We start from the raw sequence: 26,546 nt of genomic DNA on the forward strand, positions 1-26,546 counted from the left end.
GTCTGTCCTCAGAGTTCGTGGCCGGTGTCGCGCTCGACAGCACGATCGCGCTGCCCCAGTTCGGCAGCGCGATGCTGCGCCCGTGCCAGATCTGCCCAGGGTCCGACCTCGCCCGATTGACCGAGGTCTCCTTCGTTCTTCAGTTCATGCGCGACGGCCGCCCGGAGTGCTGGATCTCGGACCTGCTCGTTGAGCGGGGCGAGGTCGCCGGACCGGACGCGGTCGAGATCCTCGGGTTTCAGGGTGTCGTGCAGGCGGTCGACGATGGCTTCCAGCGCGGGCACCTCGGAGAGCCTCATATGGCGATCGGCGTTCAGCAACTGGTCGCGCGCAACGGCCTCGGTCAACTCCGGCGCTAGGTTGAAAGCCGCGACTTCCGCCTGAACCTCCTGTCCCAAAGCGCGCTCCGTTTCCATCCAGAACACCTTTTGCATTGTGTTCGGCTGCTCAGTAATCCAGCTCGCCCGCTGGCCCTCACTGCGCTCGGCCAAACTGAAGCGGGCGACCATTTCCTCGACGGACGTGCCGGCTATGCGAAGCTCATCTTCCCGGATCGAGAACAGCGCCGTCAGCCGTTCGCCGATCTCGTCGCGAACATGTGCAAGGGTCGCGCGAAGACCTTCGTCGAGGGAAACCCCCTCGGTCTGGCCTTGGTCCAACCGCTCAAGCGAGGCGAGGGTCGGGTTGTGATAGGGATCGGTGTTCCGGTCGGCAACTTGGGCATGCTCTGCGAGGAGGATGCTGTCGGGTGCGAGTTTCAGCGAGGCGCGGGCCTGCTCGGCAAAGCTGCGCTCCAGGTCGACCCGCTCGGCAGAGGGTTCCATGGCGCGAATTGCCTCCCAGGCCTCTGTGGCCGAAGCGATCATCTCGTTGCGCGCTGCCTCAACCCGTGTGGCGGGGTCGCCTTCGGCATGAAGCGAGTGATCGGGCATCAGGGGAACTCCTTGTCTGAGAGCGGCGGCAGACGCGCCAAGCGCCCGGGCCAGCCGGGAAAGGTAGGAAGCGGCACTTGCCTCGGTGCCGGTTGCGGCGGCAAGGTCGGCGAGGTCGCCAAGGGTCTTGTATTCACGGGCGAAGCCCTGCATCGCGGCGAGCCGTCGGCTCCGCTCCCCGTCAGACAGCGGCGGCGGGGGAGGTGGCGTGGCCTTCCCGCCCTCTCGCGATGCACGCAGCTCGGATTGGCGCGGCGGGTTCTCGACAATGCCGCGGGAAAGGCGCGACGAGGCGAGGATGTTCAGCCCATGCGACTGACTGATCTCGGCGTGAAGCTCGCGCATCACATCGAAGTTCAGCGCGGCATGACGACAGATCGATAGGAATCGGCCTTCCTCGATGCCATGCTTATCGACCACGAAATGCGCATGCAGATGGTCAGTGTCCTTGTGCAGGGCAGCAACGTATCGCCAGACATCCCCATACTCACCGGACCCGAACACAGCTTGCCCCCATTCCCGGGCGATGACCTCAGCACGTTCGGCGTCCACCCCCCGCGGAAAACTCAGGACGATGTGATCGGCATGCCCCCGACGCGGCGCACCTGTCCAGGTCGAAGACCAGATATCGGCCGTCCGCTCCGTTCGGGCAGGATCGAAATCACGCTCATAGCCCGCCAGGTTGCACCAAGTGCTCTGCACCCCCTCTTCCCGGGCCACATAGTCGAGAAGGCGCTTCAGCTCCTGTGGGGTGCGGGCGCTGCCGCCGGCGATGCGTTTGACGACCGACTGCCAGCCACGGGGCCCACCAGCGTTTCGCAGAAGCGCCCGGGTCTGGCGTTCCTTGCGCGTGCCGAGACGGGACGATGAGCCGTCGCCACCACCCCGCCCACGACGACGGTCGTCGAGAACATGACCGAGAACCAGATCCTCGACGGAAGGCGACCGGGTCATTTCGGCGCCTCGGCAGAAGTATCAGTGGCAAGAACGAAAGGAGAGGTTTGATCACCAAGTCCCTGCTTGGCCCTCAGCGCCGAGAGGAGGTGGACCACCTCTTCGACAAGGTCATCGACCCGCGCTCCGACCTTGCGCACCAGGGCGGCATCACGGGCATTCCAGGTCAGACGACCGACCGCCCCCAGTCGGGCGATCTGGTTGAGGTTGTTGCCGACAGCGGACAATTCCCGCCTGGCTGCAGCGATGGCATCAAGCTCGTCTGCCTGGATGGCCAGACGATCGCTTGCCTGTCTGACCAGATGCCTGACTGCCTCGGAAACCGTCAGACCGTTTGCTTCGGCAACCGCCTGAAAGGCTGCATGCTCGTCTTCCGTGATGCGGATGTTCAGCTTCACCGAAAGCCGCCGCACTTCCTTCCGGTCAAGGCTGCCCTTGATCCGTGACAGCGCCTGGCGGGAACGGCCCATCGACCTCGCCACGGCCGCGACGCTCTCGCCAGCGAGGAGCCGCGCCGTGATGGCTGCAGTCTCAGTAGAGGTCAGGCGTGAGCGTGGCATTGCATCATTACATGTGTTTTGCAGTCATTGCGCATCATGTACCACACACCACCGTTCCTGCCAACCGTCCTCACCGGCCGGTTTCCGCTCCTCTGAAGAGGGGCCCGCGTGCGGAAACCGGACAGCCGGTGAGGACTCAATATGGCGTCAGGGGTCGGCGGCTTGCCCGCCGACTGCGTCCCTGCGCCCCGGCCGTCAGGCCTCCGTGCAACGCGAGACCAAAGTGGTCGAGCGCCTTGAAACCTTGGGCTTTGCAGAAGTGTCCGGTCCCTCCATGAGGGCTGTTGGGACGGGCACGACAGTCTGAAGGAAGGGCTGCCCGGGAAGAGAAGGGGGGCCGGGGAAGGGGCCTCAAGATGCTTCAAGGCCTGCCCATTGCGGAAGATGGCCGACGATGAATGGCTTTGGGCATGAAGCCACAGGCTGGATCGGCGTAGCGTCAACCCGTCACTAGGCGAACTGGCAAGCAGGCCGACAGGCAAGCAGGCAGATTGTCCGGCATGCATCCGGTTGGCGGGTCATATTCGGGATCGTCCCTAGACAGAGGCCTGATGTCACCCTGCCTTCGGATCAGCCGTGCGGACAGGTTCCAACGCAGGCATGCGGCCTGTCACCTATGCAGGCATGCAGACATGCAAACCGTCATACGGGCCGGAAGGCAGATAGCCTCGATTGCGGCTAGGCCGAAGGAGTGCTCGGACGCCGCGCCGCAGCATCACGGCTGCGGGAATCCTTAGGAAACATGAAGGCTTCGGCGGTGTGTTACAACTTCCAGCACATGCCATTTGACGTTTCTGCAACCTTATGCCTAAACGGCGCACCGCACGTCGGTCGGATTAGTGACGCCTTTACAATGGCTTCGCTGGGTCTTGGCTTGCCCGCGGTGCACTGCCTTCCGCAGCGTCATGAAAGAACGCCGGGCGTCGGTGCAAGGGGTATCGAGTACCATTTGTGGAGGCGTCATTTCATGCAAGTCATTACCATCGTGCAGACCAAGGGCGGCTCGGGCAAGACCACGACCGCCATGCTTCTCGCATCTGCAGCACTGAACCTCGGGCGCAGCGTCACCCTGCTCGACGGTGATGTGAACGCTCAACTCGGCCGTTGGCGCGACAGTTTCGAACTGGCCACGTGGGAGAGTGCGCAAAAGCCCGACTGGCCGGAGAGTCTGGCGATCCTCTCGCCACCGGAAAGTGTTGAAGGGCTTCTGTCGCTCCTCGAGGCCGAGGAAGCGCGCGGCGTCGATCTCGTCGTGATCGACACCCGGCCTGGCACCCACACCGACACCGAGGACTTCTGCCTGATCTCCGATCTGGTGCTGATCCCAGCCCGCCCCGTCTACGCCGAATGGGAAATGACCCATCGCGCCGTCCTCTGGATGGACGACCTCCGCGCCTCGATTGCCGAGGGCGAGCGGTTCCCGGCGGTTAGGGTCCTCGTCATGGACGCGGGGCCGAAGATCATCGACGCGGCAACCCGGGAAGGGGGAATGGCTCAACTGCCAAAGCGCGACCGGGACGTGCTGCAAGAGATCCTGAGTCTCGACCATCTCGACGTTATCGTTCCGCATTCGAGGATCCTCGAACAACTTGGCTATCACGGCCCCCTTGGACCGGCGGCCCGCGCCAACGCCAAAGCACCCGGCGGTCGGCTGGTGGCGGACGCCATCACACGCCAGCTTGAAGTTGCGGAACTTGTGCTGACCGGGATCGACGAGGTGATCCCTGCATGAGCCGTTTCCGCCTTCCTGCACGTGTCGCACCCTCCCCGGCGGCGGAAGAACCGGGCCTGCAGAATTCCGCCGCACGGTTGCGGTCATCGCGCGAGGTGCAGGCGCGCATTCTTGCAGAACGGCGTGCGCCGGAGCAGGGAGGAAATGTCGAGGGCGTCAAGGCCCAGCTTCCCGACATGACGACGGAGCACTTGGCCGACCCGGAGTTTGCCGGGAAGAGGGAAGGGGAGAGTCGTCAGCCGCAGTCCCCCGCTTCGCCGCCCGAATGTGCTGCCAGTGGGTTGGCGAAGCCCCGGAAAGAGAAGCTGGTGGTCCTCTTTCGGCTGCCGTTGGCAGCCGAGAAGCAGCTTGAGCAGATCCCGGGCGCGGGCGACGTGACCCCAGCCTACATGCTGCGCGCCTTTGCCAAGGAAGCGCGGGCCGAACTGCGGCGGCTCTTGGCGGAAGATGATCTTGCGCCGCATGTCGACGAGGCGAAGCGCATCTTCACCATGGCAGCATCGGACATGGCGGTCGGCGAGCCGATGACCGTCTACGCCCAAGGCTCCGCGATCCGGGCTATGCATGCGGCACTTGATGACCCATGGCTGATCGAGCCCCGGGCGACGATCGTTGGTGCCTTCCTCGCCGCAATCGCGTCGCAGCTCATCGAGGCGCGACGCGTCAGGTAGACCTCACCCATGCAACAAAAATCGATGAGCTGCCTGCGGTTACTCGCAGGCAAGATCGGGCAGCGGCGCTGTCTTGAAGGTCAGGCTGTCAGCGCTGGTGACCATTGCGAACTCGCCGCCCGTGCGGAAGGTTGCCACCATTTTCGACCAGTCCGCTGCGTCAACCGATGCCTGTGCGGCGATGCCGTTCTTGACCGGCAGGCGGGCCTGCTCGCCCGACTTTGCGAGAACAACGACCATGTTTGGTGCGGCGTCTTTGTCGAAGCGGACCACGAGCGCGCCGTTGGGCGTTGGCCCGAAGACGCGATCCGGATCGCAGACAAGCCGCACTTCACCCGCCTCGCTGGTGAGCGCGTAGGTCGGAAGGCCACGCTCGACACCGACCGTCCAGGCGTCAAGCGCGTGGACAGGAACAGACATCGCCGCAAGCGCGGAAACAGCCAGAACGGGGGACAGAACATGCATCGACAGGAAAGCCTTTCGTGGTTCGCGTGGCGACAGCAAAGCACCACTTCTGATGTCGGTAGATATGTTCTGATGGCGCCCCTGTCCATGACCGCAAGCCATGAGCGAATGACCGGAGGCCGGAATGGATGACGTCGTTAGACCCAGCTCCAAAAGCCCGACAATCGATCGTCGGCTGTGGCGTATCGACCGTGGAGACCGGGAACTCGTCGCGGAGCGGCATCGCACCGCCAGCGGTCGGTTCAGAACCGTGTGGCTGGTCCCGGAGGAAACCCTGCGTGGCGTCCTCTGGGTCGAGGTTATCGAAGGAACCCCAGCCGGTCCGTCGCTATGACCCATCAGCTGTCTGAATCGGACCGCCCGGATCGATTCAGAAATGCAATTGGACTTGGAGAGCGGCAAGGCGGAGTCTCTGCGGGGGGGAGGACCACCATGGCTCTGGCACATCTGCACCGCATCGACCCTGAGGCCAACATGGCGCGGTTCTACTGCATCGATGTTGGGGCGACGCTGTTAGGAGACGTCTCCGTCTTGCGGACCTGGGGCCGGATCGGAACGCATGGACGGACAAGACTCGAGACTTGCGCCACCGTGGAAGAAGCGGAGAGGGCAGCATCTCAAACCCTTCGACAGAAGATGCGGCGGGGCTATCTGCCTGCCGGCCAAATGCTGCCGCCAGACCTTGCGCTGTGAGATCTGTTAGGCCTTACGCTGAAGCCTGCCATCCAGCTCGGCACCGACCTCGATGGCGATCCGCTCATGGGTGACGTCGGCCTGCACGACCGCACTCGGCGCGAGCTGAACGCTTCGCGCTGAGACCGTGCCGGAGACCGCCCCAAGCACGACGAGGTCGTGGGCGACGATGGAACCTTCAACACGACCTGAACCAGCCACGGTGATTTCCGGCGCCCGCAATGAGCCAATTACGTTGCCTCGCACCTCGATCGGTCCACTGGAGGTGGCATCGCCTTCGACCACAAGGTCCTGCGCGAAGACGCTGCGACGAGCGTTCGAACTTGCCGGGTCCGGCCAACGGTCCAAATCGCCATGTGGAGTCTTCATCTTGGTGCTGCCTCAGCTCAACTTCGTACCGCACGACTGGACCAGAAGCGAAACGAAAGGGCAACGCGCGGCGCTGTGATCGGCGAAGAAGTGCAATAGCCGTCGGCGCTGCACAACACGTCCGACCAGGGTTGTTGCCGGTCGTCCCTCGTGAGCTATAGATTTTGTGTCTATCGTTCATCCGAGACCTTCGGACCGTTGGTTGTGTGGTCCACTGTTGGAACGATGACAATGAACGGCTAGGGTTTTCCTGTGAACTTCCGGCCGGGGTCGTGATGATGAAACACGAAGAGCGTGATAGCCCGACCGGTACCGCCTTCAACTTCAGGCATGAGCATGTCGAAGGCGAGATGCAGCGGCGCCTCGCTCTTCCCTTTGATGCCTGGGAACCCATCGGCAGGGGAGAGTCCCTAACAAGAAGAGCTCGAGCTCATCTTGCCCGCGTTGCCGGATTCGGCAACGGAGACAAGGCCTGATACGTTCGAGTCGAACCCACTGGCCGACCGCGACCTTGTCGTCACAGCTGTCCAGATCCTATGCGTGACCATTGGTCCGACTGCTAATGGGTGTAATTGGGTTCCGAATTGGGTTGCAGAAAATGGGTGTTATTGGGTATGAGATTGGATATGATCCAGACCCATACGCTCCGCATCACTCCGACCTTTCTCTCGATCATCGCCGAGATCGACGAGTTCAAAGGCGCATGGCGCGCACTCGGAAGTCTCGCCCCCGAGCGTCTGTCCGCCTTACGCCGTGTCGCCACCATCGAGAGCATCGGCTCTTCGACACGCATCGAGGGAAGCCGGCTCTCCGATCAGGAGGTTCAGCGTCTGCTCTCCAATCTCGACATCCAGACCTTCTCGACCCGGGACGAAGAGGAGGTCGCTGGCTACGCTCAGGTCATGGACACAGTCTTCGCTTCGTGGCGCGACATCGATGTGACCGAGAACCATATCCGCCAGTTGCACCGGGACCTCCTGCGGTACAGCAGCAAAGACCAGCGACACAGGGGGGCCTGGAAGACCGCGCCAAACTCGATCGCAGCTTTCGACGAGGCAGGGCAGCAGCTTGGCGTGGTGTTTGAGACCGCCAGCCCCTTTGACACGCCGGGCCGCATTGCTGAACTGATCGACTGGTACAACGCCGCCACCCAGGACCATGATCTGCATCCGCTGCTACTGATCGGAATCTTCGTCGTGGTCTTTCTCGAAATCCATCCGTTCCAGGACGGCAACGGGCGTCTCAGCCGGATCCTGACCACCTTGCTGCTTTTGCGCTCAGGCTATGCCTATGTCCCATACTCATCCCTCGAAAGCGTGATCGAGCAAAGCAAAGAGGCCTATTACCTGGCACTGCGGCAGACCCAGGGGACGATCAGGTCCGACACTCCGGACTGGGGACCCTGGCTCGGCTTCTTCCTGTCTGCACTACAGCGCCAGATGCTTCGATTGCGCGCGAAAGTTGAGCGTGAACGGCTGTTGATGGGCAGCCTGCCGGAAGTTTCCGCGCAGCTTCTCGACCTCGTGCGCGATCATGGTCGCCTGACAATCGGCGACGCCGAGCGCCTGACCGGCCAGAATCGCAACACGCTGAAACAGCACTTCCGCACACTTGTCGCGGATGGCCACCTGAGCCTGAACGGGGCCGGGAGGGGGGCCTGGTACTCACTCCGATAATTTTGATTATGTAATATAAAATGTCGCAGAGGACTCGAAGCAGTCTGCGGGTGGTGCGGAAACGGCATGGCAGACGATCAGTCCGTGAGCCAGCGCCCATATGCGTCGACGTCGATCATTGGCACTGTCCCGCTGAACTGTAGAATAGAGATGAGTTTGAACAGAAAGGCCGTGGCGGGCTTCGTCTCGCCTTCGAAGACGTATTTAGACGACGGCTTATCGTAGAAGAAATGACCATGGGACGCCACGCATCCGATATCGAGGCGGCCGTCGGAAGAATCTGCGGCCAGGGCATCCCTGAAGGAATCGCCGAAAGCAGGCGACCATTCGCTCTCGAAGGTCAACAGCCCACCCAGGATCTTAAGCGGCGGCTTTGCAGGATAGGTGCCGCCGGCGTGCGGAATGGGCAGGCTGGTGTGATGCAGGCGGCGTACGCTAGCCACCTTCTCCTGGGCGTACTGGACCATGGCTTTATCTGCGGACTGTTTAGCCTCGAACACCGCATAGACGCTCTCAGCTGGCACAATGATCTGGCCCTCGTATTTGAAGATAAACGGAGAGTACTGGCGGTCGAAGACGACAACATCCATCTGCTGGCTGAACTGCCCGCGGCTGTCGACGACGAACGCTTTGTCGGCACGGTAGCGTTCGGGCAGATAGGTCTGCAGAAGGCTGATCCAAACTGCTTCGCTGGCATCACCCTTGGATCCCGGATGCTGGATGTTCTCACGGACGATCTTGAGACGTGTTTGAATGTCGTCGTGAAGGCTGGAAAGCAGTCGGGGCAAAGACCAATCGGCCATGGGAATACTCCTTATGAAAGGGGGAACTTGGGGCCGAATAGATCGCGCCAAGCGCGCAGCGCCTCGCCGCTCCGTCCCAGACGGGAGTGGTTTATGGCAAGGGTGGCTTCGCGAGCGGCGGCTCGCAGGAGGGCCTGGGCGCGCTGCTTGCGGGTCAGGTCCATCCCATCGCTGATCGGTGGACCAAGGCCTGCCGGGTCAGGCCATTCGTCGAATATGCGATCGGCAAGCGTAGAGAAAAATCCCTGCATCTCCCGGTCGAACTGACCGCCCCAAGGACCGTGCAAGCACTCCATAGCCATCACCTCGATCAGGAAGGATGGCTTCACAGGTTTCTCGCCGTGCTTGGGATTGTTGTTCCAATACTTGACCATGCGGACCAAACCCTTCCACTCGTTCGAATAAGCCTGATGCGCCTGAACCGCCTTATCGGCGTGGATCTTAGGATTGGTACCAATCCATTTGCCGAGACCATCGTCGGGGATCTGGAAATCGGAGCCCTTTTCGAACGCGGGGACGACGTCGACACTGATCAGGCGATAGTCGGTATTGTCTTCGGCATCTGCCTTGACCCCGAAATCCACGTTGATTGACCGGTTCTGCTTGCGCGCCATGTCGCCGTACTTCTCCACTAGGGCATCGTGGAAATCAGTCAGGACGGCCGATGGCGCCTTCGACAGGTAATGGTCCTCCGATGCCTTCATAACGAAGAAGATGTCGACGTCCTTGAGGGGCTTTGTCTTGGTCCAGCGTGCATAGGACCCGGTCAGGAAGCTGCGGTCGATCTTGAATTTGGTGTCGAGATAGCTCCGGACCTCCTGCTGACGGTTCGACGCATTGGTCGTCTCCTTCTCGTTCAACTCGAGACGGCTCTTGAACTTGCGGAATGCCTCATCGATGGTCAGCATCATGTTCTCCGATAGTACGATGTAGATGCGCCGAGGCCATTGTGCTCGACCGTTGTGCCGAGGCTCTGGCGAACCATGCCGGCGGTGCTGCGGAAGGAGGCCGATACCCAACCGGCCACGTCGACAAAACCTGCTTTGCGGGTGACAATGAAGCGATAGCGCAACCGGCTCGGATGGACGCCCGACTTCTTGATCGCGTAGCGGAGCTGGTCGGTGTCGGTCCAGAAGCTGCCGTCCCCGTTTGCGCTCCAGCCATAGGCCACTTCGATATCCCAACGAACGACCAAAGCATCGGTCGAGGGATCAAAAACCTCGAGGACGACCTTCTCGAGATGACCTGTCTGCAACCACGTCCGCATCCCGGTCTTGTGGAACTCCCAGTCGCCCACGAAGGTCGAGGGGTCGAGACCACTCTCCACGATAATGTCCTTGACGCTCTTGAGCATGTTGTCGGCCAGATAGGTGACCGAGTGGGTGTAGGTGTTGACGCTGACCGTGCTCATGCTCCCTGAAATCCTTTCGGATCGAACACCAGAGCGGCATTGCTACTCTTTGCGGTCTCGACCACCTTGTCGTTGATGCTGCGGGCCGTGATGCGATTGCTGTGTGACTTGAGAGCGGTCTGGACCCAGGGCAGATCCGAATCCTGGCATGGCAGCGACACCGCCCAGTCGCCGTTGAGAGGGTCATATCCGAGTGGGACCTCGTTCTCGCCGGTACCGTCAATGGCATCGTCGTCGTAAATGCAATAGACGCGTGTGCGCGGCCCATCGCAGGTTGCCACGATCGGGGCGTCCTTGGGCGCCTGATCGGCAATGACGCTGGCGGCGATGCCTTTGATCTCAAGCAGGACGTCCTTGGCCCCGGCGCTTTCGCCCCGGGTGAGGAGATCGACGATCGCGAGCCAGGTATCCATGGAATCCCGATGTGGCGTGCTGCGGAAGGTGCGGCTGGCTACCGTGCTCATTTGTGGACTACCGCTATTGAACGTTCCTGCTTTGCCGCCTTGGCGGCGTCGATCAAATCATCGAGCGTCAATCGTTCCGGATTCATCGCAGTCTTCATGCTGCTGGCCAGCGCGTTGGTAACCATCTTTCGGATCGCGCGGCCATCGAGACCGACGCATTCCAAGGCGGCACGGTCGACTCCGGAAGAAACGGCAAGTTTCGCGATCGGCTCGAACGTCTTGCCGAGACCGGCGAGGCAGTCGCGAAGGATGAGGCCACAGGCATTTTTGTCCGGCAACGGTATGGTCATAACCAAATCGCAGCGAGACGTGAACGCCGCATCCACTGCTTCCGGGAAATTGCTGGTGGCGATGAACAGAAGATTGGGGTGCGATTCTGCCAGGGCATCGAGCTGGACCAGCACAGCGTCGGTGGCGCGGTGGATGTCGATTGGATTGGCTTCGAGGCTCATACGTGAACGATCGGCAGCCAACGTCTCGACCTCGTCGAGCAGCACTATGGTCGGGCCATTCGTTGCTGCTTCTGCAATCGACTGAGAAAAGAGTTCGGAAGCCGCCTTCTGGGTCTTGCCCATGGCCGAGCTCGTCAGGGAGTGCGGGTCGATCTCGAGGAGCCGGAACCTGTCGCTTTTGAAAGATTGGGCGGTTCGGTTCGCGAGGCCGCGGGCGAGCGAAGTCTTTCCGGTACCCGGCGGTCCCACGAGAAGGATGACGCCGTGCAGCGGAATGATCGACCGGTCGACGACTGGTCGCAGCGTGAAATTGAGCATCGCTTGAGACACGAGGCGATCCTTGACCGAAGCGTCGATCTGGATGGAATCCCACAAGGCTGAAAGCTTCGGGTCAGGCAGCTGTCTGACGCGCTGTATGCCCTTGGATGGCTCAAACTCATCTCGCATGGCGTTTCCTATGTTCTGTCGCAACGCTCGTGTGCCGCGCCCAATGCGGTCTTGAGAATCGGGCACTAGCATCGACGATAAGAACCGGTTAACCCTCTTTTGTCAATGCCAAGCACTTTAAGGCTATGCTGTGTGCTCTCCAAGCACATTTCTGTGTGCATCATTGACATACCGCGCGAATGGGATTCAAAATGCCAGTATGGATGACATGGATGTTTACATGCAGTTCGGGCGGAAAGTAGCCGCGGCGCGGAAAAGCAAGGGTATGACCCAGGCCGATCTCGCAAAACGGGTAGCTTTCACCCGAGCTTCAGTCGCGAACATCGAGACCGGGCGTCAGCGAGTGATGCTGCACGATGTTTTCGCGATAGTGGCGGCGCTCGGCGGGCAGAGCATTCTGGACTTTGTGCCAGAACGGATTGCGCCTGAAAGCATGCGCGACGTCGCATTTGTGGGCGACGGTGCGAGCAAAGAGGATGAACTTGCGATGCTGCAGATAATCGAGTTGGCGACTACTGGAGCGCGGTCGTGACGGACCCGATGAGTATCGACGGCGCGCGACAGGCTGCACGGGACGTCCTGAAGCAGTATGGTATCACGACCGCTCCCGTGCCGGTGGACCGTATCGCGCGCGAGCTCGGTGTACGCGTCCAGTTTGCACCGTTCGACAACGAACTTTCGGGGATGGCTCACATCCGCGACGGTGTGGTCGTGGTAGGGGTGAACTCGCTGCACGCTCCCAACAGGCAACGCTTCACGCTTGCCCACGAGATCGGCCATGTCGTGCTGCATCGACATATTCTCGAGGGCGCTGTGCACGTTGACAGAGTACTGCTGCGGGACCGCAATTCCTCAGCAGGCACGGATCTCCTCGAGATCCAAGCCAATGCCTTCGCCAGCGAACTCTTGATGCCGACCGACATCCTAGAAGCTACCCTCGGAGGCCGCCAGGTCGTGCTGGACGACGACGTCGAGGTGGCTACCCTGGCCAAAAAGTTCCGCGTCAGCGAGTCCGCGATGCGCTTCCGTTTCTTTAAGTGATCCCAGGTTGGCGCTAGTTCTCTTCGACACTGAGACGACAGGCCTCAGTCGCCATTTCGACCAGATAATTGAATTCGGCGCAGTACGGGTGAACGACGATCTCGAGGTCGAGGAGCACTTTGAGACGGCTTGCCGATTACAGCCCCATATAGTTCCGACTCCGTCGGCACTGCACGTGACCGGGCGGAGCTATGCCGAGCTGACATCGCCGTTGCGCCGGAGCCATTTCGAGATGATCTCCGAGATCCATCGACGCTTCACAGGTTGGAGCCCAGCGGCCTTCATCGGGTACAACTCTATACGTTTTGATGAGGAGTTCTTGCGGCACGCCTTCTACCAATGCCTGCTCGAACCCTATGTCACCAGCATTGGCAATGCTCGCGGCGACGTGCTCAAGCTGGTCCGTGCTGTATCGAAACTTCGCCCGGATGTGCTTCCCGCTGCCTATGGGGCGGACGGTCAGAGGTCGATGAAACTGCACGACGTGGCGATCGCGTGCGGCTTCAAGTCCAATGGCGCCCACGAAGCCATGGCAGACGTAGAAGCAATGCTGTGGGTGGTGAAGGTTATTGCCAACGGCGCCCCAGAAATATGGTCGAGCTTCATGCGCTTCTCGACCAAGGCTGCGGCGCAGGAATTTCTTCAGGAAGAGGACGTCTTCGTCTCCTTCGAGGCCGAGACTGCTGGGCAAGGATTTCGGCTTCTGACGGCCTTCGGTCAACATCCGGTGCAGTCTGCCCGGCGTTACTGCCTCGACCTCACGTTCTCGGTCGACGCCATTCGCGGTGCGAGCGACTGCGAGCTAGTGGAGATGTTCAAGCAACGGGAGGGACCGCTCCGTCGCGTCAAGACCAACGCGTCGCCGTTGCTATTTCCCATGTATGAGGTGCTCGAGTCGACCTTCCCTGGGACGGTCGAGGAAGATGTCCTGAACCTGGCGCGAAGTGTTCACTCAGATGAGAGCCTCGTTCGGCGCCTCAATACAGCTGCTCTCGCCGCCGAACCGGTCTATGGGGTGTCGCCGCATGTCGAGCAGCAGCTCTACGACCGATTCATTCCCGATATCGACAAAGCGCTCATGCAGCAGTTCCACGCAGTGCCGTGGGCCCTGCGAAACGAGGTCGTCGCTCGGATCTCCGACGACAGGCTCAGGCGCTTGGGGCAGCGTGCCATCTATTTCGAAATGCCACATCTTCTTCCCGATAAATCTCGAACGATGCTCGACAAGGCAGTCCGGGACCGATGGACAGGCGACGCAACGGCACCGTGGACGACGGCGTCCAGTGCCCTTTTAGATTTGGACGCCATTTCGGATCGCTTGGCCCACCCAAATCTGGTGGAATTCGCCGAGGTTCTCGCTCAGTGGACATGATCGCTCAAGTCGCAGACGAGACCCGATGGAACATTTGAATTCTCGCACACGAAATGTCGGGCCAGTGTGCGACCAACTGTGGCCGACGTTGTCACCGGAATTGGCCGCTTATGCTATCGAATGCGGAGACCAAGGTAAGCTGTACCACGCCTTGGGCCAGAGATCGCCGGAACAGAGAAGGTCGGAGTCTTGACCGACAGGAAGTTCTGAAAGCGCGCAGGGAGTCGATGCCCCAAGCCCCCCAACGGAGGGTTACGCCCAAGGCCACCTTAGATCTGGCGATCAGACCCACCGGGGAACGATGGCATAATTCAATCTTGAGGTGAGAAGGACGCCCACGCATTCTGCGGCAACATCGTATTCAAAGAGGACATTATGGATCCGGTCGCAGTCGTCGCTCTGGTTTGGTTCGTACTAACCCCAATCCTTCTGGTTCTTTGGCTGATCGCCAAGCGGAAACTGAGGCAGAGGACTATAGAAGCCGAAGCCGCTGCCACGACACACAAAGAGGCGCTTGCCAAACAGGCGGCGGACCACAAAGCGACCAAATCCAAGTATTCGGGGATCATTTCCCAAGAGGTCGAGGTCGCTCGTCTGCAGGGCATCGCCGCTTCGCTCACGTCAGACATCGAGCGCATCCGCGGCACCTATGCCGAAAAGCGGGCGCTTCTCGATCGGCTCGAACAGCAGGTCGCGATCTACGACGAGCGCTTGGCATTTTCAGAACTGGGCGTCTACGAGCCGCATTTCGAGTTCACCGACAGCGAAGCCTACAAAGCGAGGATCCTCGAAGTTAGGGAACGCCAGAAGGCCATGATTTCCGCAAAACAAGCGGCACTCTGCCCGACGGAATGGTCCGTCGAGGGCAGCAAGGCCAAGGGTGCGACGATGATCAACCGTCAGACCCGGTTGACCATGCGCGCCTTCAACAACGAATGCGAGGCTGCCATCGCCAATGTTCGCTGGAACAACGTCGTTGCGATGGAAAAGCGCGTCCTGTCGGCCGCTGCCGCGATCGACAAGGAGAATACCTCCCTAAATCTGACGTTGAACGACAGATACGTGGCACTCAAGATCGAGGAACTGCGCCTGACCCACGAGTACCGGGAGCAGTTGAAGCAGGAGAAGGAGGAACGTTCCGACCTAGCACGGGCCGAACGGGAAGAGAGGAAACTCCTCGCCGAGGCAGAGGCTGCCGAGCGAGAAGAAGAGAAGTATCAGGCGCTTCTCGAGAAAGCGCGCAAGGAAGCCGACAGTGACGGCAATCGGCGACGCATCGAGGAACTGGAAGCGGCTCTCGCGGCCGCGCATGCGGCAAGCGAACGGGCCCGCGCCATGGCCGAGATGACACGTTCGGGCTATGTCTACATCATCTCGAACGTAGGCTCTTTTGGCGAAGACGTCGTCAAGATCGGACTGACACGCCGCCTCGACCCGGACGACCGCATTCGCGAGCTTGGCGACGCCAGTGTGCCTTTCGGCTTCGACATTCACGCAATGATCTACAGCGATGCCGCACCAGCACTTGAAGCAGCCCTGCACAAGGAGTTCGCGGATCGCCGGATCAACATGTCGAACTTCAGGAAGGAATTCTTCCGTGTGTCGCTGGACGAGGTCGAGGCCGCCGTTGCGCGACTCGCGCCCGAAGCCGGGTTCTTCAAGGATCGCGAGGCTCAAGAGTGGCACGAGACTCTGGCCCGAAGAAATGCCGCCTTGCTGGATATGCAGTCGGCGGTGTCGAAGTCGCTTCCGGCAACCATCTGAAAGTTCAACGATCTGATCTCTTGTTCGCCAGCGGTGACGGTCAAGGGGCTCACGCCCCCCTCTCGAACTTCATGACCGGGATGCCGAGCTTCTTGGCCTTGTCGGCGAGGTTCTCCTGGATGCCATTGCCTGGGAAGACGAGGACGCCCACGGGCAGGACATCCAGCATGGCGTCGTTGCGCTTGAAGGGGGCGGCCTTGGCGTGTTTGGTCCAGTCCGGCTTGAAGGCCACCTGGGTGACGTCCCGGGCCTCGGCCCATTTGGCAGCGATGAGTTCTGCGCCCTTCGGACTTCCACCGTGCAGAAGGACCATGTCGGGATACTTGGTCCGGACCTGATCGAGCTTGCCCCAGATCAGGCGGTGATCGTTGAAGTCGGTCCCGCCGGTGAGGGCAACCTTGGGACCTGCGGGGAGCATCACCTCGGTCTCCGCGCGGCGCTTGGCAGCCAGGAAGTCGCGGCTGTCGATCAGCGCCGCGGTCATGTGCTGGCGGTTCACCATCGAGCCGGTGCGGGGCCGCCAGGTGGAGCCCGTGTGATGGACAAACTCGGTCGCGGCGTGATCGCGCATCATGTCCATGCAGTTCCGACGTTCGATCAGGGTCAGGCCTTCGGCCGTCAGGCGCTCGAGTTCGGTGGATTTCACCTCGGAGCCGTCCTGCTCGCGCTGGAGGCGGCGCTGCGCCTGCTCGTTCTCATCCAGCGACCGCTCGATCCGGGCCGTGGCGCGGTGGAAGAGGTTGACCTGGCCCCAGAGCACCTGTTCGAGGTCGGGTTCCATGCGTGTGTCTTCCAGGGTCGCGACGAGGGCATCGAAGATGTCGGCGACGGCGACCGCGAGGCGCTGCCCATCGGGCATCGGGCGCGGATCGGGCTCGTCAAAGGGGCGGTAGCCATAGAGCTGCAGCTCGTCAAGCGCATGGGCGGTCTGGGATGCGGTGTGGGCGGGTTCATACGCGTCGTCATGGGTGTGGATCGTCATTGGTTTCTTGCCTCCGTGCCTGTCTCGTCCGCGCGTCATCCCGCGCGGCCTTCATGGGCTGCGAAAGCCGTGGGAGGGGACGCCCCTTCACCCCCCCTTTCGGGGCCGCAACGCATGTGGAGGAGGACGGGGGCGGCTGATTTGTCTTTCGCGATGCAAAGGCGGGGCTCGTCCCCGCCGGCGGAAATCAGTCGCCCCCCGTCCTTGAAGGGGCGGCCCCTTTGACGGCCGCCTGCCCATCTCTTGAAGGCCGCTCGGGTGACGGGTGGATGAGATTCACCCGGGAAGAGGCGAAGGCGAGGGTCCACAGCCACGACAGAAATCCGTGACCCCTGCCCCGCACTCCTTGACCGCCCCTTGCGCGATGCAGTTCAGCCCACCAGCCGCTGCCGATCCTCAGGCCCGATCTGCCCTGCCAGATGCTGGCGCAGCGCTTCTGCGCCGTACGCCCGGAGATCATCGTTGAAATCCCCGAGCCGCGGTTCCAGCACCCGAACGGCAATCCCGGCATCAAGGGCTCTGGCGCTCAACCTCTCTGCCGCACGTTGTCCGGCCGGATCGCGGTCGATGGCGATGTAGAGGCGCTGTAGCCCCTCCGGCAGCAGGACGGCCCCGAGGTGACCTGATGAGAGCGCCGCCCAGACGGGAAGGCCGGGTGCGGCTTCGACGAGCGACAGCATGGTCTCGATGCCTTCACCGACCACGAGGATGTCATCATGCGGGGTCAGCCTGACGGCATTGCCGAGAAGGTGACCCATGGCACGCCGCTGCGTCTCGACATCCGCTTTCCCCTGTCCGTCAGGCGCCAGCCAGGTGCGATGCACGCCCTGCAAGCCCCCTGCCCCGTCGGTGACTGCGGCGATCAGCGCCGGTCTGGGGATGCTCCGGGTCTGGCCCTCATCCCGATGCCAGCACTTCGGGTGGAAGCGAAGGGCGGTCATCCTGCCGCCTTGAGTCAGGCCGCGGGAGCGGAGGTAGGTATCGGCAAGCGTGCCTGCGATCGGCATCGAGGCTGCAATGAGCCGCGCCGCCGCCGCTGGTGTACCACCTGGGGCTTTGGCCTTCTTCGGCACTGGCGCATCCGGGAGGACCGGCTGCGGACGACCAAGATGCGCCCGGGCCTCGGCCAGAAGATCGGGAAAGCGGGAGATCCCGGTCCTCTCGCAGATGATGTCGAGAAGATCGCCATGCTCGCCCGTGGCGCCGTCGGTGAACTTGCCGGCAGCGCCGGGCCCCGAGGCAGGCCCGGTCAACCGCACGAAGAGTGACCGGCCGGGATTGTTCTGCAGATCGCCCACGATCCAGTAGGACCCTTCCCGCCGACCGGCGGGAAGGTAGGCGCGACACACGCCTTCGGCATTTTCCGCCAAAGCGCGGATCACATCTTCAGTCTCGGAATACATTGCTCAACACCCTCCTCGCGGATGTAGTCCCGCCACAGGACAACGCGCGAGCAGACGCTCCAGTACCGCGATCCCGCTGGCGTCAGTTGGGCAGAACAGGCGCAGCTTCCAGCTGATGATCTCCGAGAAGAAACCATCAGCCTTGAGCCGGTCCTTGGCCGCTTCCGTGAAGCCAGAGAGCTCGATCCGGTTCACGCCCATGACGCGCGCCCGGTGCAACTCCATCCCTTCGGCCAAGCGCACGACGGTTTTACCCTCAAGAACGAGGGCATGGACCTGCGCCGCCGTGAGCTTCGGGGCGTCATCTGCGAGCGTGATCGCAACCCAAGCGGGCGAGACACGGCGACCGATGATGCGTTGGCCGTCATCGGTTTGGAGCCGGTAGACGCGGGTTTCGTCCTGGGGGAGCTGCTTCCAGATCGGCAGCAGCAGGCCCGCCACGATGTTCAGCGTGGATTCGCTGAACTCCGGCACCTCGGCCAATTCTGCGGTCCAGGCGGCGGTAAAGGCCGCGCGGTCGGCCTCCAGCCAGTGGGTGTCGTCCATCATTTTGGCCGGAACCGTGCTTGCTTCCGTTGGGCGGATCAGCCGAAGGCGGGGCTCGATGGTGCCATCGTCCAACATCAGGCTGGTGGCAGGCACCTGCACGGCTGCCCGGCCCGAGCGGCTGTTGACCAGAAGGCGTGCCTTCGGATCATCGAGCCAGTCCAGAGCATCCGCGAGGGACGTCGGCGTATTGCGCCGCTTTTCCACGATGGTCAGCAGTTGGGTTTCTGCGCCGGAGCCGGGATGGGTGTAGATCACCCTCGCATCCGTCACCCGGAAGCTCTCGGCGCGCAGCGTCTCGAGCCCGAGGTCGTAAACCCCAGCCGCGATGGCGCCCTCGATGCGCTGGTCGAGCAATTCCTCGAAGGCCGAGAAGAGCACGGCCTGCATATCGATCGTCAGCGCGAGCAGGCGATTGAGGAAGGTCGTGATCGGCGGCAGGTCGTCCTTCAACCCGTTGTCATCGGTCAGGCTAAGCCCCGTCGCATCCTCGAAGTCCCCGAGCGAGCAGCCTGCCACATCGCCGCGATAGATGCGGCGATAAAGCTGGCGCAGGGCGTCGCGGGCGTAAGGAGACTCGAGGTTGTCCTCGGGCCGGAACAGCCCCTGCCCGCCAGTCTGGCGCTGGCCGCGCGTGATGGCGCCGAGCGTGTCGAGGCGGCGCGCGATGGTCGAGAGAAACCGCTTTTCTGCTTTCACATCCGTGGCGACGGGCCGGAAGAGCGGCGGCTGCGCCTGATTGGTGCGGTTCGTTCGCCCGAGGCCCTGAATTGCGGCATCGGCCTTCCAGCCCGGCTCGAGAAGGTAGTGGACCCGCAGGCGCTGGTTCTTCGCGCCAAGGTCGGCGTGATAGCTGCGTCCGGTGCCGCCCGCATCCGAGAAGATCAGGATGCGCTTCTGGTCATCCATGAAGGCGGCGGTTTCCGCGAGATTGGCAGATCCTGCCCGGCTTTCCACGACAAGGCGCGCAGCGTGCCCCTCGCCCTTCCTCACGATGCGGCGCGACCGGCCCGTGACCTCGGCCACGAGATCGGTACCGAAGCGCTGGACGATCTGATCCAGCGCCCCCGGCACGGGCGGCAATGACGCAAGCCTTTCGATCAGGGCATCGCGCCTGCGGGCGGCCTCGCGGCATACCACTGGCTGGCCATCGCGGGTGACGGGCCGGGAGGAAAGATTGCCCTCGCTGTCGGTGAAGGGTTCATAGAGCTGCACCGGGAAGGAATGGGCGAGGTAGTCCAGGACGTATTCCCGCGGAGTGATATCGGCGCGGATGTCGTTCCACTCGTCGGTCGGGATCTCCGACAGGCGCCGTTCCATCAATGCCTCGCCGGTCGAGACAATCTGGATGACGGCAGCGTGGCCAGCCGCGAGATCGACCTCGATGCTGGAAATGAGGGTGGGGGTTTTCATCGAGGTCAGAAGGTGACCGAAGAAGCGCTGCTTGGCGCTCTCAAAGGCGGAGCGCGCAGCGGACTTGGCCTGGCGGTTGAGAGTGCCGTTCTCACCCGTGATGTTTGCCGCCTCCATCGCAGCTGCGAGGTTGTTGTGGATGATGGCGAAGGCACCGGCATATGCGTCGTAGATGCCGCGTTGCTCAGGCGTCAGCGCATGCTCGAGCATCTCGTATTCAACGCCGTCATACGAAAGCGACCGGGCGGTATAGAGGCCGAGCGATCGCAGATCGCGCGCGAGGACCTCCATCGCAGCCACGCCGCCCGCTTCGATGGCCTCGACGAACTCCCCGCGCGTGGCGAACGGAAAGTCCTCGCCGCCCCAAAGCCCGAGGCGCTGCGCATAGGCGAGATTGTGGACCGTCGTCGCGCCCGTGGCCGACACATAGACCACGCGCGCGCTTGGCAGCTTGTGTTGCAGGCGCAGGCCCGCCCTGCCCTGCTGCGACGCTTCGGTATCGCCGCGCTCGCCCTTCGATCCGGCGGCATTGGCCATGGCATGGCTTTCGTCAAACAGGATCACCCCGTCGAAATCCGCCCCCAGCCAGTCGACGATCTGGTCGACGCGGGATTTCTTGGCCCCGCGTTCTTCCGAGCGCAGCGTCGCATAGGTGGTGAAGAGGATGCCCTCGGAGAGCGGGATGTCGCGGCCCTGCGCGAAGCGCGAGAGGGGCGTCACCAGCAGACGCTCCTGCCCAAGTGCGGACCAGTCGCGTTGCGCATCCTCCAGCAGCTTGTCGCTCTTCGAGATCCAGAGCGCCTTGCGACGGCCTTGGGCCCAATTGTCGAGCAGGATCCCGGCCGACTGTCGGCCCTTGCCCGCACCCGTGCCATCGCCAAGGAAGAAGCCGCGGCGGAAGCGGATAGCGCCAGCCGCATCGTCCCGCGCGGCCGAGACCATGTCGCCGGTCTCATCGACGGTCCACGATCCGGCGAGATAGGCGCCATGCGCCTCACCCGCATAGATCACGGTCTCCATTTGGGCATCAGACAGCAGGCCATCGCGCAGGACGGCGGCGGGGAGTTTGGGGCGGTAGGAAGGTTTCGGGGGCGCGACCGAAGCCATGGCCGCCGATTGCACCAGCTTGGTCGGGTGCTTTTCCGCCCCGGGGATGTCGATCGCCTGCAAGCGAAACGTCTCGTAGATCGCATCGGACAGACGCGCGGAGCCAAGGTCATCCACCGTCTCGCGCAGGGTGTAGGCGAGATCCTCGGCATCCGGCGTGGGGACTTCCGCATCCGTCTTGGCCGACGCCGTTGACCGCTGGGATCGAGCGGCAGGGCCGGACAAACGAGTAGGAATTCCCCGGAAAGGGGAAGTGGGCAGGGAGCATGCGCCCGCACCCGCATCCAACTCGAGGCGTGGCGGGACCTCGGCGGTGATCCGGGCCAAGAGTTGCGCCACATCGGGCGAGATGGACCGCGTCAGATCGGCCGTGATGCCGCCCCGCTCGCCGCCCCGGCATTTGTCAAAGACCGAGATCCGCGTCTCGAAGCTGGTGCCGTGCTTGGCGAAAGCAGCACCCGAGATAGCGCCGGTGAACACCAGATGGGCCGTCTCGCTCAAACGGCTGAACGTCTCGACCCAAGCCGAGGCGTCGGGCGCGAAACCCGCCCCGGTGATAGCGACCAGACGCCCTCCGGGTGCCAGACGCGCGAGCGCCGAACGTACATGGCGCGCCGTCGCCTCGGTCGTCCGGCCATCGACATTGGCCACGGCCGAGAAGGGCGGGTTCATCAGGATGACGTTGGGGCGAAGTCCAGCGTCGAGATGATCGTCGATCTGTGCGGAGTCCAAGGTGGTGACGGGTCGCCCCGGAAAGAGGAGGCGCAGAAGGTCGGCGCGGGTGTCTGCCAACTCGTTCAGCGCGAGGCTACCGCCGGCGATTTCCGCGAGGATCGCCAGAAGGCCGGTCCCGGCCGAAGGCTCGAGGACCAGGTCACGCTGCGTGATCTGCGCCGCGGAGAGAGCGGCGATCCCCATGGGCAGCGGCGTCGAGAATTGCTGGAAGCGCTCCATCTCCTCCGAGCGCCGGGTATGCGTGGGCAAGAGGCCCGCCACGTTGGCGAGGATCGGCAGCAGCGTGGAAGGCGAGCCGGCCCGGGCGAGCAGCGCACGGCCGAATTTCCGCAGGAAGAGGACCAGCGCCACCTCACCTGCCTCATAGGCAATCTTCCAGTCCCAAGCGCCATCGGCATCGTAGCCGCCAAAGGCGCGCTCCATCTCAAGCCGCAGACGCAGCGCGTCGATCTGGAAGCCTTGGGCGAGATCGGGCTGCAACGCTTCGGCGACGGCGAGGATTGCGGGTGCGGGATCGGCAGACGGAACAGGAAGAGGAGGCGCAACAAGGCCGAGATAGGTCATTGGGAAACTCCGGAATGAGGGACAGGATCAGCCCCGGACACCCTTTCTCGGGCGCCCTCAGGCCTGATCTTTCCCAGCCCCCCTCTTCCTCTCGAACCGACGCAGTGCAGACGCTTGGCTTGATTTTGTTCCCTTTACGTTCTACATTGAAGGCCAAGCCAGCAAGGGAGTTTCCCGATGGATAGCACCACGCATGCCCTGCCCGCGACGCTCAAGCAGATCGCCTATGCGCGCTCGCTCGCCCTGCGCAACCAGACCCTCTTGCCCTGGGAAGTTCAGCAGGACCGCCGGTCCTTGAGCGCCTGGATCGATGCGCAGGCCCAGCTGAAGCCGGTATCTGAAATGGACAGGCTGCCCACGTCCAAGCAGGTGGCCTTCGCGGAGAAGCTAGCCCGGATCAAACGACGCGCTGTTCCAGACGAATGCTTCCGCGACAAGGGGCTGATGTCGAAGTGGATCGATGGGAACAAGTGACGGCAGACGAGTCAGTGAGTCATGGACGAGCGGGCAGAAGCGCCTTTAGTTGCGGATGGTCATGAGATTTCGTAGAGAAATCCGTGTGGCTTGGGCGGCGCAGGTGTAGTTCGCAGCATTCCAATTATTCTCAGTGAATCTGGGGCTAAGAGACTCTTGCCTTGGGGGCGCTATGGGAATTTCGGTTGCAGGCAAGGCTGTCAGTATCAACGACATGCACGAGGAAGGGGTCGACACATCGGTTGCGCGAAACCCCACATCCAGGATCTTTCAAGGAATTGAACTTCACCACATGTTCAGCCGCAGCGGTAAGACCGGTCGGAAAGATGATGGGAACCCCCTCATCCACGCGCTGAAAGGAAGGTACGGATTCACCATCACGCCGTTCTGGAAAGCTCAGCTCATGGGACGTGCTGATCTGATCCTAGATAAGGCGCAAGCGAATCTCGCAGGTTTCACACATTGCATGGCCATCCCATCCTCGTCACCGTTTTGCTCAGAGGTTACCGATCTGGTCGCGAACAAGCTGGGGCTCCCCGTTCTGCAACCTACCTTCTTCCGCAAGAAAACAGTCCGAGAGATGTTGGAAGGACTTGCGGCAAACCCTCCCAAGGTACGAAAAGGCCAGAAGACGGCTTACAACGGCCAACTAAACACCTGGCAAGCGCTTCCCGATGCTACGATCTGCGAGGCGAAGAACGTTGACACAAACATCCGACTATTGTTCGACTTCTTCGTGCTCCTACCAGATGCGCCGCGGCTTGAAGGGCAACGCATTCTTATCGTTGATGACATATTTTCTTCGGGCTCATCGGTCTTGTCGGTGCGAGAGATCGTCTCCAACCAGCTGGGCGCAGAAGTTGGATATGTGTCGTTCCTTAGCGGCATGCGGTAAGCTTGGGTCGGTGCTCGCGTCTTGACTCTTGGGCATGGCTGAACTATTTACAGAAGCACAAGAACGTCCTAGGACCTTGTATCAGCCTCAAGGTCTTTAAATATGAGGCAGAGATTAGCGTCTCTGTAGGTCCGCGCAAGCACCGTTTCCCGAGGTCAAACCCGTAAGGGGGAAGTATCGGGAAGTCACGAAGCGGGTGGCACAATACGAAACGGGAGGCATCTCGCCTCCCGTTTTGCTTTTGAACAGTTCACTCCTGAGACGAAAGTACGCCTCAGCGATGGGCCATCTCTCCAACCAATCGTGCCAGCCAGGTCGGGAACTGCGGCGCAGCGGACACGAGTTCGGTCTTTGCCGTCTCCGTGAGCTTGGATCGCAGGATTTGCAGGGCCTTGGGAGCCTCATCCGGCCCGAGCCATGCCAGCGCTCGGACGGCCTGGCCCGAGGTCTTGCTCCCAAGGGCCAACTGCCAGCGCGGCGCATGACGCAGTTCGACTGCCTGCCGGCCAAGGTTCAGCACACGGCTTCGTCCCGAGGTGAGGTAAACCGACTTGACCGGCACCTGCGTGGTCAGGCCCAAAGCGTTTGCCGCGGCAGCACCGCTCGGCACGATCGTCTCGCCCCGCTGCACAGCGAGCGCTTCAATCGCCTGTTCAGCGGACGGACTGCGCGGACCAAAGCGTGTCTGGACGGGGCGCATGTAGAAGCCGCGTCCTGCACGGATCAACTCGCCGCGCGCGGCCAGACGCGACAGCGTCTGATCGACCGCCGCGCGCGTGCCGAGGTGCAGGAGCCCCTTCGCTGCCAAGGGCACCCCCTCCGGCAACGTCGTCGCGACCTTCATAATGCTCTCGGCCATGCGCTCCATGATCGCTCCTTTGTCAGAAAAGTGCGCAGGTTTCTGACAGTATTCAACCGTGCCGTCTCACCCGAAGCGGCGCCCTCCTTCGGTGAAGGTGTACTCGTTGACGATGATCCCCTCCTCGATGGCCTCGTCCGATGTCAGGTGGTCGTATTCAGCCTGAAGCTGGCGGTAGAGCCAGCGGGCCAGATCACGCAGCGCCTCGGTCACGATCTCCTCCGCGTCTTCAGTCGGCGGCTGCCAGGTCGGACTGTCCCGCGTGACGTCAACGGCCATGGTGTATTCGTGGTAGTAGCGGCCGCGGTGGCTGACCTCCGCAGCGAGCTGGTAGAAGTTACGTCGCTGGATGGCCTGCAGGCGGTCGGCGACGCCATGCAGTGTCGCGTCCGTGGGCGCGTAGTCCCGGATGCGCGCTGCCGCGCCCTTGGCGTGGGACCAGTAGCCTTCGAAGCAGGCCCCATCGCCTTGGCTCCAGAACCCGGAGAACCAGATGCAGGGTTTGGCCCGCGTCCCGCCGCCCATCATGCGCGCGGGCGTGGTCTTCAGGCGGATGCCGAGGATGTCACAGACCCTCTCGAAATCCTCATGGACCGCGTCCCACCAATCATCGTGGGGGCCAAGCTCGCGATACCAGCTGCGCGCCTTTTCCTTGGCGGCATCCGAGAGTTCGGGGAACTGGTAGACGGTGGTGCAGATCACTTCAGGCATCGACGTACTCCCCATTCAGCGCGGCGGCCAGCCATTCCTGGCTGCTCGTCCAGCCGATGGACTTGCGGGCACCGAGATCGATGACATGCGCGCCACCGCCGAAGGCGTCGAGGCGCGGTCGGGAGCAGGTGAGGGCATACTGAAACCCCCAGAGGCCGGTGAGATCGAGCTCTGCTGCAAGGCGCAGAACGAAACGGATGACAGCTTCGACATCGCCGTGCTCGTCGTCATGGATCCAGAGGGTGCTGCCCTCGGGCGCGTCCTGGCGCGCGAGATCAAAGCCCGCGACCTCAGGGTCGTCGGCGTCCTGATCCGCGGAGCGCAAGCTCTGGAAAAGCGCGAGCGCACGGGCAGCCTTGTCGGGTGTGCCAACATCGAGCAGGCATGAAAAGTGGGTGAAGTAATCCGCCATGGGGACCTCCTGAATGGGGAAGACCCGGCCGAGAGGCCGGGCACTCGATTGGGATGAAGGGGTGGTTGGGGGCGATCAGCCTGTGGAACTGTCGCCCGCCGCCTGTCGCGCGACATGCGCGCAGAGCATCTGCCAGTAGAAGCGCTTGCGCGCGGCCCGGAAGCCGCGAACCGCGCGCGTGTCGGGGTGCAGCGCCCGGACAGCTGCCCGCAGGACCGTATAGGGCGACGCCGTCGCCGGCAGGCCGAGGCGCTGATAGGCCGGGTCGGTCATCTCAGCTGACCTCGACCACGGGAGACGCAAGATGCGGATCGACCAGTGCCTCGATCCGCGCGGCCCGGCCCATCCAAGGCTCGGGCCGGATGGCCTTCACCCAATCTGCGAAGCTCGGGATGAAGCCAAGGTCTTCCTTCACATGCTGCTCGCCGACCCAGCGGGTCGGGAGGATGCGCCCGGTCGAGAGCGTGAGGGTCTGCCCGAAAATCGTCTCGGCCATGAAGATACCCTCGGCATGGTGGCGCAGCGCGCGGTGCCGAAAGTCGGCCGTGATCTCCTTGCTCTGGTCGATTATGTGGACAGCATGCCGACGGTGGCGTTTTGCCCTATGCTGGCTGCCACGACCCGCAAAATCACCGAGGC

27 protein-coding genes are annotated in these 26,546 nt (G+C 62.4%); 10 read left to right on the forward strand and 17 right to left on the reverse strand.

Going from position 1 to position 26,546, the window contains the following annotated elements:
- Positions 1 to 8 precede the first annotated feature (8 nt).
- Positions 9 to 1,886, reverse strand: a complete 1,878-nt coding sequence (locus N5I32_RS20170; RefSeq protein ID WP_261497723.1) for a relaxase/mobilization nuclease domain-containing protein — start codon at positions 1,884 to 1,886, stop codon at positions 9 to 11.
- Positions 1,883 to 2,356, reverse strand: coding sequence for a plasmid mobilization protein (locus tag N5I32_RS20175; protein WP_164738210.1), 474 nt, complete (start codon positions 2,354 to 2,356; stop codon positions 1,883 to 1,885). The genes N5I32_RS20170 and N5I32_RS20175 overlap by 4 nt, the downstream gene beginning before the upstream one ends.
- Before the next feature lie 1,057 nt (positions 2,357 to 3,413).
- Here N5I32_RS20175 and N5I32_RS20180 point away from each other — a divergent pair.
- Positions 3,414 to 4,178, forward strand: a complete 765-nt coding sequence (locus N5I32_RS20180; protein WP_261497724.1) for an AAA family ATPase — start codon at positions 3,414 to 3,416, stop codon at positions 4,176 to 4,178.
- The gene (locus N5I32_RS20185) at positions 4,175 to 4,849 is read left to right on the forward strand and encodes a hypothetical protein (protein ID WP_261497725.1); all 675 of its coding nucleotides are present in this window, start codon (positions 4,175 to 4,177) and stop codon (positions 4,847 to 4,849) included. The genes N5I32_RS20180 and N5I32_RS20185 overlap by 4 nt, the downstream gene beginning before the upstream one ends.
- Positions 4,850 to 4,888: 39 nt before the next feature.
- Here N5I32_RS20185 and N5I32_RS20190 read toward each other — a convergent pair whose 3' ends face one another.
- Positions 4,889 to 5,314 (reverse strand): hypothetical protein, encoded by a 426-nt coding sequence (locus N5I32_RS20190; protein ID WP_261497726.1) that lies wholly within the window; start codon positions 5,312 to 5,314, stop codon positions 4,889 to 4,891.
- Between the two features lie 432 nt (positions 5,315 to 5,746).
- On the opposite strand from N5I32_RS20190, the gene N5I32_RS20195 reads away from it, so the two are divergent.
- Positions 5,747 to 6,007 (forward strand): WGR domain-containing protein, encoded by a 261-nt coding sequence (locus N5I32_RS20195; RefSeq protein WP_261497727.1) that lies wholly within the window; start codon positions 5,747 to 5,749, stop codon positions 6,005 to 6,007.
- A gap of 6 nt (positions 6,008 to 6,013) precedes the next feature.
- Here N5I32_RS20195 and N5I32_RS20200 read toward each other — a convergent pair whose 3' ends face one another.
- Positions 6,014 to 6,376 carry a bactofilin family protein gene (locus N5I32_RS20200; protein WP_261497728.1) on the reverse strand — a complete coding sequence of 121 codons (363 nt, stop codon included), beginning with the start codon at positions 6,374 to 6,376 and terminating at the stop codon, positions 6,014 to 6,016.
- A gap of 626 nt (positions 6,377 to 7,002) precedes the next feature.
- Between N5I32_RS20200 and N5I32_RS20205 the strand changes: the two genes are divergently transcribed.
- Positions 7,003 to 8,052 (forward strand): Fic family protein, encoded by a 1,050-nt coding sequence (locus N5I32_RS20205; RefSeq protein ID WP_261497729.1) that lies wholly within the window; start codon positions 7,003 to 7,005, stop codon positions 8,050 to 8,052.
- A gap of 77 nt (positions 8,053 to 8,129) precedes the next feature.
- Here N5I32_RS20205 and N5I32_RS20210 read toward each other — a convergent pair whose 3' ends face one another.
- The 5 genes from N5I32_RS20210 to N5I32_RS20230 are packed head-to-tail and all read right to left on the reverse strand — an operon-like array spanning position 8,130 to position 11,629.
- Entirely contained in the window at positions 8,130 to 8,855 is a 726-nt protein-coding gene (locus N5I32_RS20210; protein WP_261497730.1) for a DUF6602 domain-containing protein, read from the reverse strand.
- Between the two features lie 11 nt (positions 8,856 to 8,866).
- A complete protein-coding gene (locus N5I32_RS20215) occupies positions 8,867 to 9,763 on the reverse strand; it encodes a CBASS oligonucleotide cyclase (RefSeq protein WP_261497731.1) in 897 nt (298 codons plus the stop codon).
- Positions 9,763 to 10,266 carry an HORMA domain containing protein gene (locus tag N5I32_RS20220; RefSeq protein ID WP_261497732.1) on the reverse strand — a complete coding sequence of 168 codons (504 nt, stop codon included), beginning with the start codon at positions 10,264 to 10,266 and terminating at the stop codon, positions 9,763 to 9,765. Before N5I32_RS20220 ends, N5I32_RS20215 begins: the two co-directional genes overlap by 1 nt.
- Entirely contained in the window at positions 10,263 to 10,730 is a 468-nt protein-coding gene (locus N5I32_RS20225) for a CBASS system Cap8 protein (protein ID WP_261497733.1), read from the reverse strand. The genes N5I32_RS20220 and N5I32_RS20225 overlap by 4 nt, the downstream gene beginning before the upstream one ends.
- Positions 10,727 to 11,629, reverse strand: coding sequence for an AAA family ATPase (locus N5I32_RS20230; RefSeq protein ID WP_261497734.1), 903 nt, complete (start codon positions 11,627 to 11,629; stop codon positions 10,727 to 10,729). Before N5I32_RS20230 ends, N5I32_RS20225 begins: the two co-directional genes overlap by 4 nt.
- 199 nt (positions 11,630 to 11,828) lie before the next feature.
- Between N5I32_RS20230 and N5I32_RS20235 the strand changes: the two genes are divergently transcribed.
- The 4 genes from N5I32_RS20235 (at position 11,829) to N5I32_RS20250 (ending at position 15,806) form a co-directional block, all read left to right on the forward strand.
- The gene (locus N5I32_RS20235; protein WP_261497735.1) at positions 11,829 to 12,161 is read left to right on the forward strand and encodes a helix-turn-helix transcriptional regulator; all 333 of its coding nucleotides are present in this window, start codon (positions 11,829 to 11,831) and stop codon (positions 12,159 to 12,161) included.
- Positions 12,158 to 12,670, forward strand: a complete 513-nt coding sequence (locus N5I32_RS20240; RefSeq protein ID WP_261497736.1) for an ImmA/IrrE family metallo-endopeptidase — start codon at positions 12,158 to 12,160, stop codon at positions 12,668 to 12,670. Before N5I32_RS20235 ends, N5I32_RS20240 begins: the two co-directional genes overlap by 4 nt.
- A gap of 7 nt (positions 12,671 to 12,677) precedes the next feature.
- Positions 12,678 to 14,042 (forward strand): exonuclease domain-containing protein, encoded by a 1,365-nt coding sequence (locus tag N5I32_RS20245; protein WP_261497737.1) that lies wholly within the window; start codon positions 12,678 to 12,680, stop codon positions 14,040 to 14,042.
- A gap of 375 nt (positions 14,043 to 14,417) precedes the next feature.
- Positions 14,418 to 15,806 carry an SNIPE associated domain-containing protein gene (locus N5I32_RS20250; RefSeq protein ID WP_261497738.1) on the forward strand — a complete coding sequence of 463 codons (1,389 nt, stop codon included), beginning with the start codon at positions 14,418 to 14,420 and terminating at the stop codon, positions 15,804 to 15,806.
- A 49-nt stretch (positions 15,807 to 15,855) separates the two neighbouring features.
- Here the strand turns inward: N5I32_RS20250 and N5I32_RS20255 are convergent, their stop codons facing one another.
- From N5I32_RS20255 to N5I32_RS20265, 3 genes are all read right to left on the reverse strand, one after another.
- On the reverse strand, positions 15,856 to 16,788 hold the full coding sequence (locus N5I32_RS20255; protein WP_261497739.1) for a DUF2493 domain-containing protein: 933 nt from the start codon (positions 16,786 to 16,788) through the stop codon (positions 15,856 to 15,858).
- 371 nt (positions 16,789 to 17,159) lie between these two features.
- Positions 17,160 to 18,191: a DUF7146 domain-containing protein gene (locus N5I32_RS20260; RefSeq protein WP_261497740.1), complete on the reverse strand. Its 1,032-nt coding sequence runs from the start codon at positions 18,189 to 18,191 to the stop codon at positions 17,160 to 17,162.
- 3 nt (positions 18,192 to 18,194) lie between these two features.
- Positions 18,195 to 22,556 (reverse strand): strawberry notch family protein, encoded by a 4,362-nt coding sequence (locus N5I32_RS20265; protein WP_261497741.1) that lies wholly within the window; start codon positions 22,554 to 22,556, stop codon positions 18,195 to 18,197.
- Positions 22,557 to 22,733: 177 nt separating this feature from the next.
- Between N5I32_RS20265 and N5I32_RS20270 the strand changes: the two genes are divergently transcribed.
- Both N5I32_RS20270 and N5I32_RS20275 read left to right on the forward strand, forming a co-directional pair.
- Positions 22,734 to 23,030: a hypothetical protein gene (locus N5I32_RS20270; RefSeq protein WP_105515945.1), complete on the forward strand. Its 297-nt coding sequence runs from the start codon at positions 22,734 to 22,736 to the stop codon at positions 23,028 to 23,030.
- Between the two features lie 172 nt (positions 23,031 to 23,202).
- The gene (locus tag N5I32_RS20275; RefSeq protein ID WP_261497742.1) at positions 23,203 to 23,925 is read left to right on the forward strand and encodes a type I phosphoribosyltransferase; all 723 of its coding nucleotides are present in this window, start codon (positions 23,203 to 23,205) and stop codon (positions 23,923 to 23,925) included.
- A gap of 274 nt (positions 23,926 to 24,199) precedes the next feature.
- On the opposite strand, the gene N5I32_RS20280 is transcribed toward N5I32_RS20275, so the two are convergent.
- From N5I32_RS20280 to N5I32_RS20300, 5 genes are all read right to left on the reverse strand, one after another.
- A complete protein-coding gene (locus tag N5I32_RS20280; RefSeq protein WP_261497743.1) occupies positions 24,200 to 24,793 on the reverse strand; it encodes a DUF6088 family protein in 594 nt (197 codons plus the stop codon).
- 57 nt (positions 24,794 to 24,850) lie between these two features.
- The gene (locus N5I32_RS20285; RefSeq protein ID WP_100196018.1) at positions 24,851 to 25,495 is read right to left on the reverse strand and encodes a DUF8835 domain-containing pootine; all 645 of its coding nucleotides are present in this window, start codon (positions 25,493 to 25,495) and stop codon (positions 24,851 to 24,853) included.
- On the reverse strand, positions 25,488 to 25,907 hold the full coding sequence (locus N5I32_RS20290) for a hypothetical protein (RefSeq protein WP_261497744.1): 420 nt from the start codon (positions 25,905 to 25,907) through the stop codon (positions 25,488 to 25,490). The genes N5I32_RS20285 and N5I32_RS20290 overlap by 8 nt, the downstream gene beginning before the upstream one ends.
- A 75-nt stretch (positions 25,908 to 25,982) precedes the next feature.
- Positions 25,983 to 26,180, reverse strand: coding sequence for a hypothetical protein (locus N5I32_RS20295; RefSeq protein WP_261497745.1), 198 nt, complete (start codon positions 26,178 to 26,180; stop codon positions 25,983 to 25,985).
- A gap of 1 nt (position 26,181) precedes the next feature.
- The coding region (locus tag N5I32_RS20300; protein WP_261497746.1) for a DUF6915 family protein at positions 26,182 to 26,546 on the reverse strand (365 nt) is incomplete at its 5' end.

It is taken from the genome of Albidovulum sediminis (genome assembly GCF_025380365.1).
GTDB lineage: Bacteria > Pseudomonadota > Alphaproteobacteria > Rhodobacterales > Rhodobacteraceae > Albidovulum > Albidovulum sediminis.